This window comes from Aeromonas salmonicida (assembly GCF_028355655.1).
Lineage (GTDB): Bacteria > Pseudomonadota > Gammaproteobacteria > Enterobacterales > Aeromonadaceae > Aeromonas > Aeromonas salmonicida.
Genome location: NZ_CP110645.1, coordinates 3,365,595 through 3,384,663 on the forward strand (window position 1 = coordinate 3,365,595; position 19,069 = coordinate 3,384,663).

Genomic DNA, 19,069 nt, shown 5'->3' on the forward strand with positions numbered 1-19,069 from the left:
CGTCAGGATCACGGCAGCATGCTCACCAATACCGGCGTCGCGTCCGGCTGGAAGTCCACCGACATCATCACGCTCAGGCAAGTAATGGTGACGATGGAGAACATGAACAGCTTGCGGGCCCAGAGGGAGTCATCGACCGCCTGCTTGTAACCTGAAAGTGCCATGCCCAGCCACCAGACGCTGACCGCAGTGGCCACGATCAGATACTTGTAACCGGCGTAACCGCCGAGGAACAACATCAGGGTCGGCACCATGAAGGCCAGTATGTAGAGGGTGATGTGGTGTTTGGCCACGACAATCCCCTTCACCACCGGCAGTACCGGAATGTTGGCCGCCTGATAATCCTTGAAGCGGAAGATGGCAATCGCATAGGAGTGCGGCATCTGCCACAGGCTGAAGATCGCCAGCAGTATCAGGGCCCCCGAGTCGAACTGGCCGCTCACGGCGCAGTAGCCGATGACGGGTGGCGCGGCACCCGAAAGGCTGCCAACCAGGGTGCCATAGACAGAATGACGCTTCATGTAGAGGCTGTAGACCCCTACATAGACAATGAAGCCCAGCACCGCCAGCAAGGCGGCCAACGGATTGGCCGCCCAGTAGAGCAGTGCAATGCCCGCAACACCGAGCGCGCTCGCATACCAGAGCGAGACGCCGGGGGCGATAAGCCCCCTCACCAGAGCGCGGTTTTTGGTACGCTCCATGATGCAGTCGATGTCCCTGTCTATGTAGTTGTTGAACACACAACCGGAGGCCACCACCAGTGAGACACCGGCCATGGTCAGGATGAACAGGGGCACATCCAGGCTCCCCTTGGACGCCAGCAGGAATCCGCCGATAACCGAGATGAGGTTACCGAAGATGATGCCCGGCTTGGTCACTTGCAGGTATTGCTTCATCATCATTGCCAACCTGCTCAGTGAACCATCATGTTGATGTTGAGGTTGTACATGATCCACAGGGAACCCACGACCACGATGGCGATGATGAGCACGGTAAACACCAGTGCCACCAGGTTCCAGCGCTCCTCGGACGAGGTGTTCATGTGCAGGAAGTAGACCAGATGTACGAAGATCTGCACCACCGCCATGGCCACCACTGTGATCAGCATGGTCTGGTGGGTGAAGCCCCCGTCCATCACCATCCAGAACGGGATGGCGGTCAGTATGACTGACAGCACGAAGCCGATCAGATAGCTCTTGGCACTGCCGTGGCTGGCGCCATGATTGTCAACGCTATGAGTGCTCATTTACATTGCTCCCATCAGATAGACCACGGTAAACACGCAGATCCACACCACGTCCAGGAAGTGCCAGAACAGGCTCAGGCACATCAGACGGGAACGGGTGCGATCAGTCAGCCCCTTCTTGGCCACCAGCACCATCATGACGATCAGCCAGATGAGGCCGCTGGTCACGTGGATGCCGTGAGTGCCAACCAGGGTGAAGAAGGCGGAGAGGAAGGCGCTGCGATCCGGGCCATAACCCTCGGCAATCAGGTGATGGAATTCGTAGATTTCCATCGCGATGAAGCCTGCGCCCAGCACAAAGGTCACCAGCAGCCAGCCATTGACGGCAGCGGCACGGCCCTTGTTCATGGCCAGCATGGCAAAGCCGAAGGTGATGCTGCTAAACAGCAGCAGCATGGTTTCGGCAAACACGAACGGCAGTTCGAAAATATCCTTGCCGCTGGGGCCGCCGGCGGTGCCGTTGACCAGGACTGCATAGGTTGCAAACAGACATGCAAACAGGATGCAGTCACTCATCAGGTAGATCCAGAAACCGAATACCTTGTTGGCTCCGGCATCATGGTGCCCATGGTCATGGGCACCCTCGTGAGTGTGATGTAGAACGTCGGTCGCCATGGCGTCACGCCCCCTTGTTGATGTTGGCAAAATGCTGACCTTCGATGCGTTCGATCTCGTCAACCTGCACGTAGTAGTCCACATCATCGTTGAAGCTGTGGATGATCCAGGTGGCAATCATGGCGACGAAGGCGGCAATCGCCATCCACCAGATGTGCCAGATCATGGCAAAGCCGAACAGGGCACTGAAGCCTGCGATGATGACACCCGCCCCTGTGTTTTTGGGCATGTGGATCGGCGCATACTGCTTGGGCTGCTGATAGGCGGTGCCGTTTTGCTTGGCTTCCCAGAATGCATCCAGACCTGTGATGGTCGGCTCGATGGCGAAGTTGTAGAAGGGCGGTGGTGAAGAGGTCGCCCACTCCAGGGTACGGCCACCCCAGGGATCACCAGTCAGATCGCGATTCTTCTCGCGGTCACGGATACTGACCACCACCTGGATCACCTGGCACAAGACGCCAATGGCAATCAGGCCGGCGCCCACGGCGGCCACGACCAGCCAGGGGTGGAAGGCCGGATCCAGCTGCTGGCTGACCCGACGGGTCATGCCCATGAAGCCCAGTACGTAGAGCGGCATGAAGGCCACGAAGAAGCCGACAATCCAGAACCAGAAGGAGCGCTTGCCCCAGGTTTCATCCAGGGTGAAGCCGAACGCCTTGGGGAACCAGTAGGTGATACCGGCGAAGCAGCCAAACACCACGCCGCCGATGATGACGTTGTGGAAGTGGGCGATCAGGAACAGGCTGTTGTGCAGCACGAAGTTCGCAGCCGGTACCGACAGTAGTACCCCCGTCATGCCACCTATGGTGAAGGTGATGATGAACCCTATGGTCCACAGCATGGGCGAGGTGAACTCGATGCGACCACGGTACATGGTGAACAGCCAGTTGAAGATCTTCACCCCGGTCGGGATGGAGATGATCATGGTGGTGATGCCGAAGAAGGCATTCACGTTGGCGCCGGACCCCATGGTAAAGAAGTGGTGCAACCAGACCACGAAGGAGAGCACGGTAATGGCGATGGTCGCCCACACCAGCGAGGTGTAACCGAACAACTTCTTCTTGCAGAAGGTCGCCACCACTTCCGAGAAGATCCCGAACACCGGCAGTACCAGGATATACACCTCGGGATGGCCCCAGGCCCAGATGAGGTTGATGTACATCATCATGTTGCCACCCATGTCATTGGTAAAGAAATGGGTGCCGAGATAACGGTCAGCGGTGAGCAGTGCCACAGTGACGGTCAGGATCGGGAAGGAGGCAATGATCAAAATGTTGGCGCACAAGGCAGTCCAGGTGAACACCGGCAGCCGCATCATGGTCATGCCGGGGGCACGCATCTTGATGATGGTGGCAAAGAAGTTGACGCCGGTCAGCAAGGTACCCAGCCCCGAGATCTGCAGACTCCAGATCCAGTAATCCACCCCGACCCCCGGGCTGTATTCCAGACCCGAGAGTGGCGGATACGCCAGCCAGCCGGTCTGGGCAAACTCGCCGACCGCCAGGGAGACGTTGATCAACACAACGGCGGCGGCGGTGAACCAGAAGCTGATGTTGTTGAGGAAGGGGAAGGCCACATCACGGGCACCGATCTGCAGCGGCACCACTATGTTCATCAGACCTATTACCAGCGGCATGGCCACGAAGAAGATCATGATGACACCGTGAGCGGTGAAGATCTGGTCGTAGTGGTGGGGCGGCAAAATGCCATCGTCACCGGCCGAGGCCATCACCTGCTGGGTACGCATCATCACCGCATCGGCAAAGCCGCGCAGCAGCATGATCATGCCGAGGATCAGATACATGACCCCCAGACGCTTGTGGTCGACCGAGGTGAACCACTCTTTCCACAGATACTGCCACTTGCCGAAATAGGTGATCAGCCCGGCAATGCCGAGGCCACCCAGAATGATACCGGCCACAGTCACCATGATGATGGGTTCATGGTACGGAATGGCATCGAGCGTTAATTTTCCAAACATCAGTTATTCCTCGGATCCCGCTTTCACAGAGTTGTCATCCGTCGGCATCGTCATATGCCCGGCATGATCCATTTGTGCGTCATGCGCCATGGCGTCATGGTTCATTGTTTGCTGATCCATGGTGGTGTGATCCATGGTCTCGCCGTGCGCCATCCCTTTATGCTCACCGTGGCCCATGTCACCCATGAACTTGTTGATCAGGTTGACGAACAGTGCCGGATCGGCGCTGGAGAAATACTCCACCGGATGGTATTCGGTCGGCTTGGCCAGGGCATCGAACTCCGCCATTGTGGTGAGCTGCTTGGGCGACTGTTTCACCTTGGCGACCCAGGCGTCGAAACCTGCCTGATCCTGCGTGGCGATGGCCTTGAACTTCATCCCGGAGAAACCGGCACCGCTATAGCTGCTGGAGATGCCGTCATATTTCCCGGCTTCATTGGCGATGAGATGCAGCTTGGTCTGCATACCGGCCATGGCATAAATTTGCCCGCCCAGTTTGGGAATGAAGAAGGAGTTCATGACGGTGTCAGACGTCACCCGGAAATTCACCGGCGTGTTGATCGGGAAGGCCAATTCATTGACCGAGGCAATCCCCAACTCCGGGTAGACAAACAACCATTTCCAGTCGAGGGAAATAACATCAACCAGGATCGGTTTGACCTCGGAATCGAGCGGCTTGTAAGGGTCTAGCTCGTGGGATGTTTTCCAGGTGATGGTCGCCAGAATGACGACGATAATGACGGGAACGGTCCAGACAACCGCTTCAATCTTGTTGGAGTGAGACCAATCCGGGGTATATTTGGCGTCGGTATTGGATGCCCTGTATTTACGGGCAAATACCACTGCCATAATAATCACAGGGATCACCACAATTAACATCAGCCCCAAGGCGGTTAATATCAGTGATTTCTGCTCCAGACCAATCTGCCCTTTGGGGTTCATCAACGCCATGTCGCAGCCGGTCAGCAAGCTGGCCGATGCGATCAACAGCAAAGCACCCAAGCCCCTCTTTAATTCAAAAGGTCTCATGCAGTGTCCTCATCATTCGCAGGCGTAAAGGTATAAAAAAAGCGCATCATTATATTGCATTGAGAATGGATGTAAACAAGGTGGGAAATTAATCTGCAAGTTGTTTTCTGTTTGGAGGTGACCTGTGATGTATGTTAATGCCTTGACAGCCGCCATTTTCATAATGACTGTGCAATTATTCACCAGCAACATTGATTTCATTTCAATCAGAATTAGCTCGGCAAGTGAACAGTCAGTTTTAAACCCTTTATTTAATGCGGTTAAATGACTTTTCTTGTATTTACATCAGCTGCAAGCGGCCCTGTTTTCAACAATGGAAATAACCACATAAAAAGCAGATATAAAGACTCTTATAGACCCTTAATTAATCAAAATACGCTCAAGTTAATTCCATGCTCTTGGTGAGACTATCTCCTGAACATACCTGTCTCATGCATTTCATCGGGTCTGCTTCATCACAACCGTCATCATCTTGTTTAATAAGTTATTATCAAACCCATGGACTCCATCCGGATATGGCGTTAGGTTGCGCCCCTTCGTTGCCAAGCCAGTAACGAAACCGACCCTATCCCATTCCCCATTTGACTCTTCATACCACAGGGATTGCCATGAGTATCACACGCAGAGACTTTCTCAACGGCGTAGCCATCACCATAGCGGCAGGCATCGCCCCCATCAATCTGTTGCAGGCGGCAGAGGGCGGCAAGGCGCTGGCCGACAAGACGCTTGCCTATCCGCCCGCCCTCACAGGGTTGCGCGGCAACCACCCGGGCTCCTTTGAACCGGCCCACAGCATAGCCCGCGACGGCAAGCAGTATGACTTCGCCAATGTTCCCCTCGAGGGGGAGTACGATCTGGTGATCGTCGGTGCCGGGATCAGCGGTCTGGCCGCCGCCTGCTTCTATCAGCAGTTGCTCGGCGCGGATAAAAAGATCCTGCTGCTGGACAACCACGACGACTTCGGCGGCCACGCCAAGCGCAACGAGTTTACAACCCCCGATGGCCTGCGGCTGGGTTACGGCGGCAGCGAATCCCTGCAATCGCCGCGCTCCGTCTACAGCCCCATCGCACTCGGCCTACTCAAGACGCTCGAGGTGAACATCGACGAACTGGCCGCCGGCTTCCAGCAGACCTTCTATCCGGATCTGGGCCTGAGCCGCGGCGTCTACTTCGACGAGAAGCACTTTGGCGTCAACAAGGTGGTGAGCGGTGACCCTGGCCACAATGTGGCCGACGACATCCCCCGGGATCGCCTCAACGGCCGCCCCCTGGCCGAATTCATCGGTGACTTCCCGCTCGATGAGCGCGACCGTGCAGCCTTGCTGGCCCTGCACGAAGAGAAGATCGACTACCTCAGTGGCATGAGCCGGGAGGAGAAAGACCTCTGGATGACCCGCAACAGCTACACCAGCTTCCTGCGAGACAAGGTGGGCCTGAGCGAGCGTGCAATCACTTACTTCCAGCAGCGCACCAACGACTTCCAGGCAGTCGGTATCGATGCCACCGCCTGCGCCGATGCGCGCCTCTGTGCCCTGCCTGGCTTCGACGGGCTGGATCTCACTCCTCTCGATGCCGAGGAGCAGGCGGAGCTGGACGATCCCTACATCTTCCACTTCCCGGATGGCAACGCCGGCCTCACCCGCCTGATGGTACGCAAGCTGATCCCTCAGGTGGCGCCGGGCCACACCATGCAGGATGTGGTGCTGGCCAAGTTTGACTACGGCAAGCTCGATCTGCCGGAGCACAAGGTGCAACTGCGCCTTGGCAGCACGGCGCTGCAGGCGAAGAACATCCGCCGCACCGATGGCAGCACTGGGGTGGATGTCACCTACATCAAGGAGGGCAAGCTCCATAGGGTGCGGGCCAAACAGTCAGTCATGGCCGGCTACAACATGATGATCCCCTACATGGTGCCGGAGATGGCAGAGCCCCAGAAGGAGGCGCTGCGCCAGAACGCCAAGGCGCCGCTGGTCTACACCAAGGTGGTGATCAAGAACTGGCAATCCTTCGTCAAGCTGGGGGTACACGAGGTCTACTCCCCTGCGGCGCCCTACAGCCGGGTCAAGCTGGACTACCCAGTCAACCTCGGCGGCTACGAGCATCCCAAGAATCCGGATCAGCCCATGTGTCTGCACATGGTCTATGTGCCAACCCTGCCGGGCAGCGGCCTGTCGGCTCGCGAACAGTCCCGCAAGGGACGCGCCATGATCCTCGGCATGCCGTTCGAGCAACACGAACAGATGATCCGCGAACAACTGCAGGGAATGCTGGGCAGCGCCGGTTTCAACCATGAGCAGGACATCCTCGCCATCACGGTCAACCGCTGGTCCCACGGCTACTCCTACATCACCAATACCCTGTTTGATGACGAAGCGCAGTGCGAAAAATGGATTGAGCTGGGTCGTCAGCCCATCGGCAACATCACTATCGCCAACTCCGACTCAGACTGGAGCCCCTACGCCCACTCCGCCATCGATCAGGCCTGGCGCGCGGTCAACGAGCTGGTCGCCATGCAAAAAGGAGGTGCCCAATGATCCGCGCCCTGTCACTGACCGCCACCGCCCTGCTGGCAGCCATGGCGGCCCAACCTGCGCTGGCGGGCTCCGCCATGTCGGCAGGCGAGTATATTTCCAAGCTGGGGGATTGCGCCGCCTGCCACACCAGCGAGGCCAGTGCCCCGCTTGCCGGTGGCAAGGGCTTCCCGACCCCCATAGGCACAGTCTTCGCCACCAACATCACCCCTGACAAGACCCACGGCATCGGCAACTACAGCCTGCCGGAGTTCATCAAGGTGATGCGCGAAGGGGTGGCCAGGGATGGTCACCAGCTCTATCCGGCCATGCCCTACACCGCATACGCCAAGATGAGCGATAAGGATCTTGAAGATCTCTATCACTACCTGATGAAGGAGGTTCCCCCGCTGGCGGTGGCCAACAAGGAGAGCGACATCCCCTGGCCGCTCAATATGCGCTGGCCGCTGATGGGCTGGAACTGGCTCTATCACGATGACAGTCGCTTCACCCCGGTAGCGGGCAAGAGCGAGCAGTGGAATCGCGGCGCCTATCTGGTGCAGGGTGCCGGTCACTGTGGCAGCTGCCACACCCCGCGCGGGCTCGGCATGCAGGAAAAGGCCCTGACCGAGGCAGACCCCCTCTATCTGAGCGGTGCAACGCTCGATGGCTGGTATGCCCCCAACATCCGCGGTGCCCGGTACGACAAGCAGGCGATCATCGATTTGCTGAAAACCGGCCTCAGCCAGCATCAGGCCGTTTCTGGCCCCATGGCGGAAGTGATCACTCACAGCAGCCAGTACTTCAGCGACGCCGATCTGGCCAGCATCGCCACCTATCTCACCGAGCTCAGTGACGACACGCCGGTGAGCCAGGGCAACCGGGCTTACGCCAGCGCGGGCGGCGAGGCAGACTACGCCATGTACTGCTCGACCTGTCACGGGGTCAACGGTGAAGGCAATGACCACGTCATTCCTTCACTGGTGGGCAACCAGACTGTGCTGGCCGATGACCCCTCCAGCCTGCTCAACGTGCTGCTGCACGGCGCCGAGACCCCGATCACTCAGCGCCATCTCGGCTACCACATGCCAGGTTATGGATGGACCCTCAACGACGAGCAGATGGCCGCGCTGGCCAATACGCTGCGCGCCTCCTGGGGCAATGAAGGAGCCGCCATCAAACCGGCAGCCGTCAAGGCCCAGCGCGAGCTGCACGAGTAGCACGACTACTGACCTTCGCCATAAAAAACGGGCCTCCCATGGAGGCCCGTTTGCTGTGTGCCATCAGGGCGTCAGCCCTTGCGGGACTTGGGACCTTGGGTAGACACAGCTGACTGGTGGTAATCGGCGTAAGGGAAGATATTGCGAAAACGCTGGGCGACTGGCTCCGGGATCGAACGGGAGAAGACCAGCTTGACCCCGTGCCCGTCCCGCTGACCCAGGATGCGGCCCCGCACGGGATCGTGGTGCAGGATCTGCCTGGCCTGGGCCAAAAACGCGGGGGATACCTTGCCCCGCTTGACCACCACCTTGTCCGCTTGCAACCGGATTTCGAACAGGGCTCCCCGCCCCAGCGTCATCAACCACCCGATCAGGGCAATTGCCACCAACAAGGATAACCAGGCCATCTCTTCCCTCCTAACGACTCAATGTCAGCACGTCACTCCAGGCTATTTCCACCCCCGCTGACGTCTTGCTGTCAGACAGTATAAGCGGCCCCACTCGCGGAATGTTTGGCGCGGATCACAGCCGTCGACTCACCTTGCGTTCAGTCACCCTACGCAGGTCAGCAATCCTTGCCCCAGGCCACCAGGGTGTCGCGATAGAGCGCCAGCAGCGCCTGATCCCGCACCGCCACCCCCACATGCTGGGCACGATAGTCGGCCCAACCGTCATGAGGATGGGATTTGTCATCGAACTTTTGCAGGGTATGACCGATGGCGGGGCCACTGTTGATCACCCGCACAGGCCCCTTTCTCAGGGTGAACAGAGTCGGATCGATCACGTAGGCGATGGCGGAGGGATCGTGTACGTGACAACCATCCAGGCCGATGCGCTCCGAGTAGAAGCGCAGATAGAAACGGCTCACCTCCCACAGGAAGCGGCCCGGCTCGCCCGCCTCATCGCGCAGCGCATCCAGATAGCCACTGCTGAAGAAGCTCTGCTGGGTCACATCCAGCCCTATGATCACCACGGGCCAGTTGGCGGTAAACACCCGGTCGGCGGCATCGGGATCGTCGTGGATATTGGCCTCGGCATAGGGGGTCACGTTGCCGCGATGACCGTTGACGCCAAAGGCACCGCCCATCACCACCACCTGCTTTACCAACCCGGTGATCTCCGGCGCCTCCTGCAGCGCCAGCGCCAGGTTGGTGAGCGGCCCTATGGTGACCAGAGTGATCTCGCCGGGGGCGGCTTTCACCGCGTCGACTATGTATTGCCACGCCGGGCGGGCATCCGGGATGAGGCTCACCTCCCCGGCCTCGACATCGCCGAAACCACTCGGGCCGTGCACGACAGTGGTCGGCCCCACGGGATCGCGCAGCAACGGCGCGGCCGCGCCCTGGGCGACATCTGCCTTCATGCCGTACTTCTGCTTGAGCCAGAGTGCATTGCGGGTGCCATTATCGATGGTGGCGTTGCCAAAGACGGTAGTGATGGCGATGAGATCGATGGCGGGGTGCGCCTCGGCAAACAGAATTGCCATGGCGTCGTCGATACCCGGGTCGGTATCCAGAATGATTTTGTGGCTCATAGGGCCTCCAGACAACAACGGAGCTGCCAGTGTAACGACACCCTGCCCGTTTAACAGCGCTGTGATCACACCCTGACGATTGCCTTCCCCTAGACCGGGTCGAGTGGCGTCTTCTTGAGCAGAACGGGTGGCAGAGGCAGGCCGGTAACCTGACAGCCGGCCTGCGCAGCGAAAGAGTGCTGAAATAGTGGGCAACCAGACGGCCGCGGATACCTGCCGCCTTGTGAGCCGCCGTGCGGAATGGTATCACTTGGCCTCATTGACCACTTCTCTCATCCATCTGCCGAGGCGCCATTGTGATCACCCTGATTAAAGAGTCGGACCAGCTGAAGATGCCCTGGAAGAACAAGCAGGGCACCACAGCCCAGATCCTCATCTCTCCCAAGGGAGCGACTCTGGACAAACTCGACTTTGACTACCGGCTGAGCTCGGCCCCCATCAAGGAAGCCGGTGTATTCTCTCGTTTCCCCGGTTATCAGCGTATCCTGCTGCCCGTCAGCGGCGCCGGCTTCGTGCTCAACGGCCATCCTTACGCCACCCTTGAAGCGGCCCATTTCAGCGGGGATGACGAGACCCACTGCGCCTTGCTGAAAAAAGAGGTGACGGATCTGGGGCTCATCTACGATCCCTCGCGCATCAGCGCCAACGTACGGGTGCTCAATCTGCCGTTTCCCCTCACCCTGGCCCTGGAGGCCGACAAAACCTACCTCTGCCATCTGCTGAGCGGTCAGCTCACGGTTCAGGATCAGGCCTTGGCGGTCAACGACACCCTGGTGGTGACCGGTGAGGAGAGCATACGGCTGGAGTGCCAGAAGAAGACGGCAATCGCCTTCTTTACCTTACAATCAATTATTTAATAAATTTGATCTTTTGGGGCCATGCTCAAAAAACACTCCACCATATTGAATCTTATTAATGGTGGAGTAATATGGATCTCTCTATGTTTTTGTGATGAGAGATCCTATGCAATACACATTTGATGGGTTTGAAACACCACCTGAACTCACCACTGAAGAAGAAAAAAGCAATCAACAACTTCAGAAAAGAATGAGAGATATTCTAGAAGAATTTCAATACGTTGAAGATAATCATCTATCGAACCACAAAACATTCAAGTCTAGAGTGCCTTATGAAGATCTCTATGGACTTAAAGCCATAAGTGCTTTTGTAATTAACCACCCAGTTGATGGACTAACTCGAATAGAGCCTCATCAACAACAAGTTTCCGGCTCTGTTGATCGCAAATTTCCTTTCTTTTTACAAAGTGCGTATAAAGCCCCCGAACCTAATGTCATTATTTTAATCGAAGGCCAAGGCCATAAAAAAGCCGCCTTCGAATGGTTAAAATCTGAATCAGCCAAATACACCACCAAAAATATCAAATGCTACGACTTGGCAGAGTTTGCACTTTGGCTATGACCTCTTAGCTCAACGTTTGGGGGCGCGACCACCGCTGTCGAGACAGGCCTGCATGGTGTCGTAGGGAACATAGTGCTTGGTGCGACTGTAGTAGGTGCCGCCCTGAGGGTGGCAGATGCCGTTGCGGCTCTTCTTGACCGGGGGCTCAGCCGCCAGCGCCAGAGCGCACACCAGCATCAGGCAACAGCTGACAACCCATTTGACTGCTCTCATCACTCACATCCATTCAGTGTCCGGGCCAGCAGGCCTCGCTTGCGGCCTATTTTATCCCGTCCAAGGCGCGGCCACTCCTTGCCAGATCACGAAATGAATCTTTTATTCAATCGCTTGGCTCATCTACATCCGCGATCGACACAAGGTTTGCGCATCATAAAAAAAGCCGGGGCAGCCCGGCTTTTTTCTTCATGACGACCAGAACAAGCGGCTTAGCCGATCTTGAAGCTGCCCTTCATCATGGCGAAGTGGCCGGGGAAGGAGCAGAAGAAGGTAAGGTCTTTACCGGCAAGACCGTCGGTTTTGAAGGTCACGCTGGTGCTCTCGCCGCCGCCAATCATCTTGGTGTGGGCCAGCACCCGCGGATCATCCTTGGGCAAATAGTTGTTGTCGGCACCGGCGCTCATGCCGGCGGTGGCGACAGCCTGATAGTCGGCGGTGTTCGACAACGCCCAGTTGTGGCCCATGGCGGTCACCGGCATCTTGCCGGTGTGGTTGAGGGTCACTGTCACCTCTTTGCAGGTCGCCGGTACGCTCATCTCTTTGAGGTTGTACTGCATGGCATCATTGCCTTCGATGACCAACGCGCACTCATCGGCCAGGACCGGGGCCGCCAGGGTGCTCAGAAACAGCAGGGTGATCGCCTTTTTCATCATCTTCTCCTTTGATTGGCAATAGATGGCAACACAATTGCCTCAGGCTGTGATCCACAACGGGCAAAGATGCTGTCAAAATCGACCTTATTCTACTCAAGTGTTGTCAATCGGCTATGGCTTTAGTGCAAAGCTGCGGGTCAAGTCACCAGATTGAGCTTATTAACAACAGACCTTGAGCCTGAATGGATACGCATCGGCCTCGTCATAGGCCCACCTGTGTTTAATTTTGTCCGCGATTTTGTGTGCCAGACGCTCGCCACCTGAAAGCCTCTTGGCTAAGCTGGCGACCCTATGGCACAACGCCCTGTTTGAGATAGAGATATTGCTTATGTCGTTCACCTTTGTGTCGGCCCTGCGTGGCCTGCTGTTACCTATGGTGCTGATGTTGACGGCCTGCCAGCCAGCCCCTACCCAGACCCGCATTCAGGGTAAAACCATGGGCACCTACTATGTGGTGACGGTGAACGATCCCTATCCGGGCGGTGAGGCGGCGCTGCAGCGTGAACTTGATACCCTGCTGGCGCGGATGAACAAGGAGATCTCCACCTATGACAAGAGCTCCCTCATCTCCCGCTTCAACCAGGGGCCAGCCAACAAGCCCATGATGATTCCGGCCACCATGGCAACCATAGTGCAACAGGGCATTGATACGGGACACCTCACCCGGGGCAAGCTGGATGTCACAGTGGGCCCTCTAGTCAACCTCTGGGGATTCGGGCCGGACATGCGCCCGCTCAAGAAACCCAGTGACGCGCAGATCGCCAAGGCGCGTCAGAGAGTGGGCATCGACAAGCTGACCCTGACCCCGCAGGGAGACCACTTCCTGCTCAGCAAGGCAATCCCGGATCTCTACCTCGATCTCTCTACCCTGGGGGAAGGCGCCGCATCGGATGAAATAGCCGTGTTGCTAGAGAGCAAGGGCGTCCACAACTACCTCATCGAAGTGGCAGGCGCCGTGCGCAGCAAAGGCAACAACAGCAAGGGCAAGCCCTGGCGCGTCGCCATTGTCAAACCGGCGGATCAACCCGGCGCCTTCTCCGATGTTGTGACCCCCAATGGCATGGCCCTCAGCACCGCAGGCAGCTATCGCAACTACTACGAGCTTGATGGCCTGCGTTACTCCCACATTATCGACCCGGAAACAGGCGCCCCCGTGACCCACAAACTGGTCTCCGCCAGCGTGATTGCCAACACTGCGCTGGAGGCTGACGCCCTCGATACAGCGCTCATGGTGATGGGGCCCGATCAGGCAATGGCCTTCGCCAAAGAACACCAGCTGGCGGCCTATCTCATCATCAAGACGGAGCAAGGCTTTACCGCGAAATTCACTCCCCAGTTTGCCCCTTATCTGGTGCAAGAAAAGCCATAAGCCATATGGCCCCGCTGAAAAACAGCGGGGCCAGCCCATGTTCAATTGCCTGTCTGCGCGCTTTGGTGGCACACTTCTGTTATCCGCCCGTAGCGCCTTGACCCTGACAGATGCAGACACCGGAACCCGAAGCAGAGAAAAAAGCCCAGCCCAAGCCCAAACGCATCTTGCTGGTCAACGAACAGCGATCCTTTCAAGTGATGATGAAGGCCATGTTGATCAACTTGGGCATCAATCGCATCACCTATGTCAATTCGGCCGAGGAAGCCCGGCGTCGCTGTCAGAAAGAGACCTTTGACATCTATCTGCTCGACTACGAACTGGGGGGCGGCGAGAACGGGCGTCAACTGCTGGAAAGCCTGCGGGATCAGAATCTCATCCCCCCCCAGAGCGTGGTGATCATGGTGAGCGCTGACAGCTCCCGCGCCATGGTGCTGAGCGCGCTGGAGGCAGAGCCCGACGAATACCTGATGAAGCCTTTCTCCCAGGAACAGTTTTCCTTTCGCCTCAAGCGTGCCCTCGCCCGCCGTCAGGCGCTGGAGAGCGTCTTCACCGCCCTTGCCAAGGACGATCTGCCTGCTCTGCTGGCCATCTGCGCCGAGCGAGCCGATGCGGTGCCGCGCTTTGCCAACTTCTGCCGCTGCCTGCAAGCCGATACCCAGCTCAAGCTGGGGCAGGCCAAGGAGGCTCGCAGCCTGATGCGCCAACTGCTGGCCGGGCAAGAGAACAGCTGGGCCCGGCTGACGCTGGGCAAGGCGTGCCACACCCTGGGCCTGAACGAGGAGGCAGTGAGCCACCTGCAGGCAACCCTCAAGAATACCCCGCTGATGGTGGAGGCCCACCTCTGGCTGGCGGAATCCCAGCTGGCCCTTGGCAATGGCGAACTGGCCCAGCAGGAGCTCAGGCGAGCGGTGGATATCTCACCCCAGTCGGTGCAGCTCTCCCGTCGGCTGGCAGAGGTGTGTCTGCTGCGTCACGACTACGCCCAGGCCAAGGATGTATTGCTGTCCCTCATCGACCTGTCGCGCAACTCCATCCATCGCACCCCCCACTACCTGGGGGCCTATATTCAGACCCTGACCCTGTACGCCCTCAACAGCAACGACAGCTACCATATCGCCAATCTGCAAAAACAGGTGAATTCGGCCCTGTCTCGCATCCGCGATTCGTTGATGATGGCGGAGTTCAACTACCCGGTGTTCGAGCAGATCTGCCAGGCCAGGGTGCAGATCGCCCTGGGGGAGCTGCTCAAGGGCAAGAAGATGCTCTATCGCGCCAACCAGAACTGGCTCGATCAACCGGCCACCATGCCCCCCAGCCTGCTGGGCGAGACCATACTGGCGCTCTACCAGCTCGGCGAGTTCGAATACGCCGAGAGCCTGCAGGCACTGCTGGCGGAGGATGAAGACAGGCTGCTTACCACCTGCATCCAGGCCACCCGGGATGACAAGACGGTGCTGGAGCGACGCCAGCGTTACCAGCAGCTCAACGAACTGGGTATCAAGGCCTATCAGAGCGGTGAGCTGGAGCAGGCCCTCGGCCACTTTCGCGAGGCCCTGCGCCGCGCCCCTGCCAATACAGGCGCCGCCCTCAACAAGATCCAGGTGCTGCTGCAACTGATGCAGAAGAATCGCAAGAGCCCGGAGTTTGGTGCCGAGTGCAAGGAGACGCTGGAGGTGCTGGACGGCATACCGCTCAATCCCGCCCAGCAGGATCGTTTTCGCAAGCTGCGTCAGGAGTTTACCCAGCTCAGCTGACCCGGAAGCGGCTCCTCTCGCCTATGCTGATACAGACTCGGCGAGGGGAGGAGAACCGCAATGGCGATGTGTCGATATCTGGTGGCGGACGGGCGTCACTGCAGCGAGGAGGCAGGGGAGCATGAGCTGTGCCGCTGGCACGATCCCCACGCCGATCATCAGGATCCCCAGACGGCTCATGAGCTTGAGCACTACATTCATCAAGGCGGACTGTGCCACGGCCTGCAACTGGCCCGTGCCAACCTGGCCGGGCTCAATCTGGTGAAAAAGGGGGCACCGCAGGGCTTCTTGCTGGAGCAGTGCAACTTCTATCGGGCCAACCTGCAAGGTGCCCACCTCTATGGCATTCGCATCAAGGGCGGCAGCCTGATGAAGGCGGATCTCAGTGACGCCAACCTCCACTGCGCCGAACTCGACAACGTCAATCTGCTCGGCATCCGCTGGCACAACACCCGCCTCGACAACCTCAATACCGGCAAACGACTGATGCAGGAGCGGCGCGGACGCAGCGAGCGGGATCCGGCGCAAGCCCGCATCTGGTTCAAGGAGGCGGAAGAGACCTACCGGGATCTGCGCAAGGCCTCGGAGGCGCAAGGCATCTTCACCATGTCCGGCCGCTACATCCAGCGGGAGCTCACCATGCGCCGCCTGCAGTTGCCACTCTGGTCAATCCAGAGGTTCACCTCCTGGATCGTCGATCTCTTCTGCGGCTACGGCGAGGCGCCGATGCGAGTGGTGCTCTTCTCCCTGCTGCTCATCTTCATCTGCAGCATCTTCTACTTCTTCTTCGGCCTGAACTTCCAGGGGGAGTACCTCATCTACCAACCCGGCGCCCCCTTCGAACAAAACGCCATCTTCCTGCTCGAATGCCTCTACTACAGCGTGGTGACCTTCACCACCCTGGGTTATGGCGACTTCACTCCCGTCGGCCTGTCGCGGATCTTTGCCGCCTTCGAGGCCTTTACCGGCAGCTTCACGCTGGCGCTGTTTGTGGTGGTGTTCGTGAAAAAGATGACACGGTGAGTGGCGCCGCCCTCCCCGGCCAGCGTTGGCGCCGGGGCAAGCTCCCACGCAAGCGGGGCCAAGCCGGCTCCTGAACTTGCATCCGCAGCGGATTCCTAGTCCAATAGCGACTTATAAAAATGACATGAGCATCCCTGACATGAAGATCATCTCTTTTAATATCAATGGCCTGCGCGCCCGCCTTCATCAGCTGCAAGCCATCATCGACAAACACCAGCCGGATGTGATCGGCCTGCAGGAGATCAAGGTACACGACGAGGCCTTCCCGCTGGCAGACGTGGAAGCCATGGGCTATCACGTGGAATTCCACGGTCAGAAGGCCCATTACGGGGTGGCCATCATGAGCAAGCAGAAGCCGGTCGAGATACAAAAAGGCTTCCCTACCGATCCGGAAGATGCCCAGCGCCGCATGATCATGGCGACCTTCAAACGGGAGGATGGCTCCCTCATCAAGGTGATGAATGGCTATTTCCCGCAAGGGGAGAACCAGGATCACGAGACCAAGTTCCCGGCCAAGCAGAAGTTCTACGAGGACTTGCAGCACTATCTGGAAACTCACCACACCCCGAATGATCAACTCGTGCTGATCGGGGATGTGAATATCTCTCCCACGGATCTCGACATCGGCATCGGCGAGGCGAACCGCAAACGCTGGCTGCGAGAGGGCAAGTGCTCCTTCCTGCCCATCGAGCGCGAATGGATGGAACGCCTGAAAGGGTTTGGCCTGACCGACACCTTCCGCGCCGCCAACCCCACGGAGTGCGAGCGTTTCTCCTGGTTTGACTACCGTTCAAAGGGCTTTGACGAGAACCGCGGCCTGCGCATCGATCTCATCATGGCCTCCGACGCCCTCAAGGACACAGTGACCGAGACCGGCATCGACTACGAGCTGCGCGGTATCGAGAAACCCTCCGACCACGCTCCCATCTGGGCCACCTTCGCCTGATAAATTCACACAGTGGGGACGTTTGACTCCCCACTGTGACCCAGCCCCCACTTCCCCCTCCCCTTTCCTTCTTATAATTCCCGACAAACCTCCCGGATCATGAGCAATGCTCATAATGGAGTACGCCCGCACCACCGGGATAACCATTGTCGCTGGCCTGACGCTCATCTCCTCATTGGAGCTGACAATATTCAACACCGAGCAGCTTGGGTTCAATGTCTGTGCTCTATCATTTAAAAACTATTTGTAATCCAATAAGTTGAATTATTAATCATGCAGTTGATGACATCAGTTCAGAACAGGGGTGGGCACGACGATCGCTGTCCATTCAACAGGAGTGTGATGATGAAGGTGCAAAACGTCGGGGAAAGTATGTTCAAGCGTGGCTGCATTGCTCTGGCACTGGTCAGCGTGCTGGCTGGCTGTGGCGACAAACCAGCCAGTAGTGCCCAGGTACGCCCCCCTGTGCCCGTGGTAGTGGCCGAGGCCAAACTGACCGATGTGCCGCTGACAACCGAGATGGTGGGAGAGACGGCGGGTTATCGCGAAATCGAAGTTCGCTCCCGGGTAAACGGCATCCTGCTTGAACGTACTTATGTGGAAGGGCAACCCGTGACAGCAGGCCAGGAGCTGTTCCTCATCGATCCCGCCCCCTACAAGGTGGCACTGGAACAGGCCAAGGGGGCCCTGGCTCAGGAACAGGCCCGGTTCAACAAGGCTCGCGCAGATCGGGATCGCATCATACCGCTGTTCAAGCGCCAGGTCGTGAGCCGCAAGGACTATGACGACACCATCGCCAACTACGAAGCGGCCATTGCCAGCCGCCAGGCCGCACAGGCAAAAGTCAAAGAAGCAGAACTCAACCTCAGTTATACCCAGGTGACGGCACCGATTGATGGCATGGCGAGCAAGAGCTCCCAATCCGAGGGGAGCCTTATCTCAACCAATGCCAACAGCAGCCTGCTCACCACCATCACCCAGTACAACCCGCTCTACGTCAATTTCTCCTACTCGGAACAGGACCGTCTCAATTTTGAAACCTCGGTGCGAAAAGGATTGATTGAGGCCAAAGACACCACCAACTGGCGTACCCATATCCGTCTCGCTGATGGCTCCGTTTATCCCCAAGCGGGCAAGCTCAACTTCTCCGATAACCGGGTCGACCCACAGACGGGAACAATTCGGGCCCGCGCCATCTTTGACAACAAAGAGGGGGTCCTGCTGCCGGGTCAATTTGTCCGACTCACCATCGACCTGGGTATTCGTAAAAACGCCATAGTGGTGCCAGCCAGAGCGATTGTGCAATCCCAGGCCGATCGCATGGTGATGGTGGTAGACGGCGATGACAAGGTGGTGCCACGCCCAGTCAGACTCGGTCCGGCCATTGCAGAAGGTGTGCTGATCGAGAGCGGCATTGATGCAGGCGAGCGTTACATCGTAGAGGGGCTGATGAAAGCCAGACCCGGCAGCATAGTCAAACCTGTCTCGGCCCAAGAGATGCAGGCGATCAGCGACAAGATGGCCAGCAAGCCAGCGGCCAGGTAAGGAGCT

18 protein-coding genes are annotated in these 19,069 nt (G+C 58.1%); 9 read left to right on the forward strand and 9 right to left on the reverse strand.

Annotated features, from left to right (window positions below; all coding sequences use genetic code 11):
* Positions 1-8: 8 nt before the first annotated feature.
* Genes cyoE through cyoA form a run of 5 tightly spaced genes read right to left on the reverse strand, consistent with a single transcriptional unit; the run spans position 9 to position 4,871 of the window.
* On the reverse strand, positions 9-902 hold the full coding sequence (gene cyoE, locus ONZ54_RS15715) for a heme o synthase (RefSeq protein ID WP_005312708.1): 894 nt from the start codon (positions 900-902) through the stop codon (positions 9-11).
* A gap of 11 nt (positions 903-913) precedes the next feature.
* Positions 914-1,246, reverse strand: coding sequence for a cytochrome o ubiquinol oxidase subunit IV (locus tag ONZ54_RS15720; RefSeq protein WP_005312705.1), 333 nt, complete (start codon positions 1,244-1,246; stop codon positions 914-916).
* Entirely contained in the window at positions 1,247-1,861 is a 615-nt protein-coding gene (locus tag ONZ54_RS15725; RefSeq protein WP_005312702.1) for a cytochrome o ubiquinol oxidase subunit III, read from the reverse strand. It abuts the gene before it with no gap.
* 4 nt (positions 1,862-1,865) lie between these two features.
* A complete protein-coding gene (cyoB, locus tag ONZ54_RS15730) occupies positions 1,866-3,842 on the reverse strand; it encodes a cytochrome o ubiquinol oxidase subunit I (RefSeq protein ID WP_271786623.1) in 1,977 nt (658 codons plus the stop codon).
* A gap of 3 nt (positions 3,843-3,845) precedes the next feature.
* Positions 3,846-4,871 (reverse strand): cytochrome o ubiquinol oxidase subunit II, encoded by a 1,026-nt coding sequence (cyoA, locus tag ONZ54_RS15735; RefSeq protein WP_212539126.1) that lies wholly within the window; start codon positions 4,869-4,871, stop codon positions 3,846-3,848.
* Positions 4,872-5,479: 608 nt separating this feature from the next.
* Between cyoA and ONZ54_RS15740 the strand changes: the two genes are divergently transcribed.
* Together ONZ54_RS15740 and ONZ54_RS15745 are read left to right on the forward strand one after the other, a co-directional pair.
* Positions 5,480-7,405 carry an NAD(P)-binding protein gene (locus tag ONZ54_RS15740; RefSeq protein WP_005312693.1) on the forward strand — a complete coding sequence of 642 codons (1,926 nt, stop codon included), beginning with the start codon at positions 5,480-5,482 and terminating at the stop codon, positions 7,403-7,405.
* Entirely contained in the window at positions 7,402-8,601 is a 1,200-nt protein-coding gene (locus ONZ54_RS15745) for a c-type cytochrome (RefSeq protein ID WP_271786624.1), read from the forward strand. Before ONZ54_RS15740 ends, ONZ54_RS15745 begins: the two co-directional genes overlap by 4 nt.
* Positions 8,602-8,672: 71 nt before the next feature.
* Here ONZ54_RS15745 and ONZ54_RS15750 read toward each other — a convergent pair whose 3' ends face one another.
* Both ONZ54_RS15750 and ONZ54_RS15755 read right to left on the reverse strand, forming a co-directional pair.
* A complete protein-coding gene (locus ONZ54_RS15750; protein WP_058394273.1) occupies positions 8,673-9,008 on the reverse strand; it encodes a DUF3634 family protein in 336 nt (111 codons plus the stop codon).
* A 158-nt stretch (positions 9,009-9,166) separates the two neighbouring features.
* Positions 9,167-10,135: a nucleoside hydrolase gene (locus ONZ54_RS15755; protein WP_111588091.1), complete on the reverse strand. Its 969-nt coding sequence runs from the start codon at positions 10,133-10,135 to the stop codon at positions 9,167-9,169.
* Between the two features lie 296 nt (positions 10,136-10,431).
* Here ONZ54_RS15755 and ONZ54_RS15760 point away from each other — a divergent pair, with 296 nt between their 5' ends.
* Both ONZ54_RS15760 and ONZ54_RS15765 read left to right on the forward strand, forming a co-directional pair.
* A complete protein-coding gene (locus tag ONZ54_RS15760; RefSeq protein WP_271786625.1) occupies positions 10,432-10,992 on the forward strand; it encodes a HutD family protein in 561 nt (186 codons plus the stop codon).
* A 106-nt stretch (positions 10,993-11,098) separates the two neighbouring features.
* The gene (locus ONZ54_RS15765; RefSeq protein ID WP_155602566.1) at positions 11,099-11,554 is read left to right on the forward strand and encodes a PD-(D/E)XK nuclease superfamily protein; all 456 of its coding nucleotides are present in this window, start codon (positions 11,099-11,101) and stop codon (positions 11,552-11,554) included.
* A 9-nt stretch (positions 11,555-11,563) separates the two neighbouring features.
* Here the strand turns inward: ONZ54_RS15765 and ONZ54_RS15770 are convergent, their stop codons facing one another.
* Entirely contained in the window at positions 11,564-11,767 is a 204-nt protein-coding gene (locus ONZ54_RS15770; RefSeq protein ID WP_005312679.1) for a hypothetical protein, read from the reverse strand.
* Between the two features lie 212 nt (positions 11,768-11,979).
* Positions 11,980-12,420, reverse strand: a complete 441-nt coding sequence (gene azu, locus ONZ54_RS15775; RefSeq protein ID WP_005312677.1) for an azurin — start codon at positions 12,418-12,420, stop codon at positions 11,980-11,982.
* A 331-nt stretch (positions 12,421-12,751) separates the two neighbouring features.
* Here azu and ONZ54_RS15780 point away from each other — a divergent pair, with 331 nt between their 5' ends.
* The 5 genes from ONZ54_RS15780 (at position 12,752) to ONZ54_RS15800 (ending at position 19,063) form a co-directional block, all read left to right on the forward strand.
* Complete coding sequence (locus tag ONZ54_RS15780; protein WP_271786626.1) at positions 12,752-13,792, forward strand: FAD:protein FMN transferase; 1,041 nt, start codon at positions 12,752-12,754, stop codon at positions 13,790-13,792.
* A 110-nt stretch (positions 13,793-13,902) separates the two neighbouring features.
* Positions 13,903-15,549 (forward strand): tetratricopeptide repeat-containing response regulator, encoded by a 1,647-nt coding sequence (locus ONZ54_RS15785; RefSeq protein WP_059168651.1) that lies wholly within the window; start codon positions 13,903-13,905, stop codon positions 15,547-15,549.
* Positions 15,550-15,609: 60 nt separating this feature from the next.
* Positions 15,610-16,572 (forward strand): ion channel, encoded by a 963-nt coding sequence (locus ONZ54_RS15790; RefSeq protein ID WP_087756156.1) that lies wholly within the window; start codon positions 15,610-15,612, stop codon positions 16,570-16,572.
* A gap of 139 nt (positions 16,573-16,711) precedes the next feature.
* Positions 16,712-17,518, forward strand: coding sequence for an exodeoxyribonuclease III (gene xthA / locus ONZ54_RS15795; RefSeq protein ID WP_271786627.1), 807 nt, complete (start codon positions 16,712-16,714; stop codon positions 17,516-17,518).
* 345 nt (positions 17,519-17,863) lie between these two features.
* Entirely contained in the window at positions 17,864-19,063 is a 1,200-nt protein-coding gene (locus tag ONZ54_RS15800) for an efflux RND transporter periplasmic adaptor subunit (protein ID WP_271788295.1), read from the forward strand.
* Positions 19,064-19,069 lie beyond the last annotated feature (6 nt).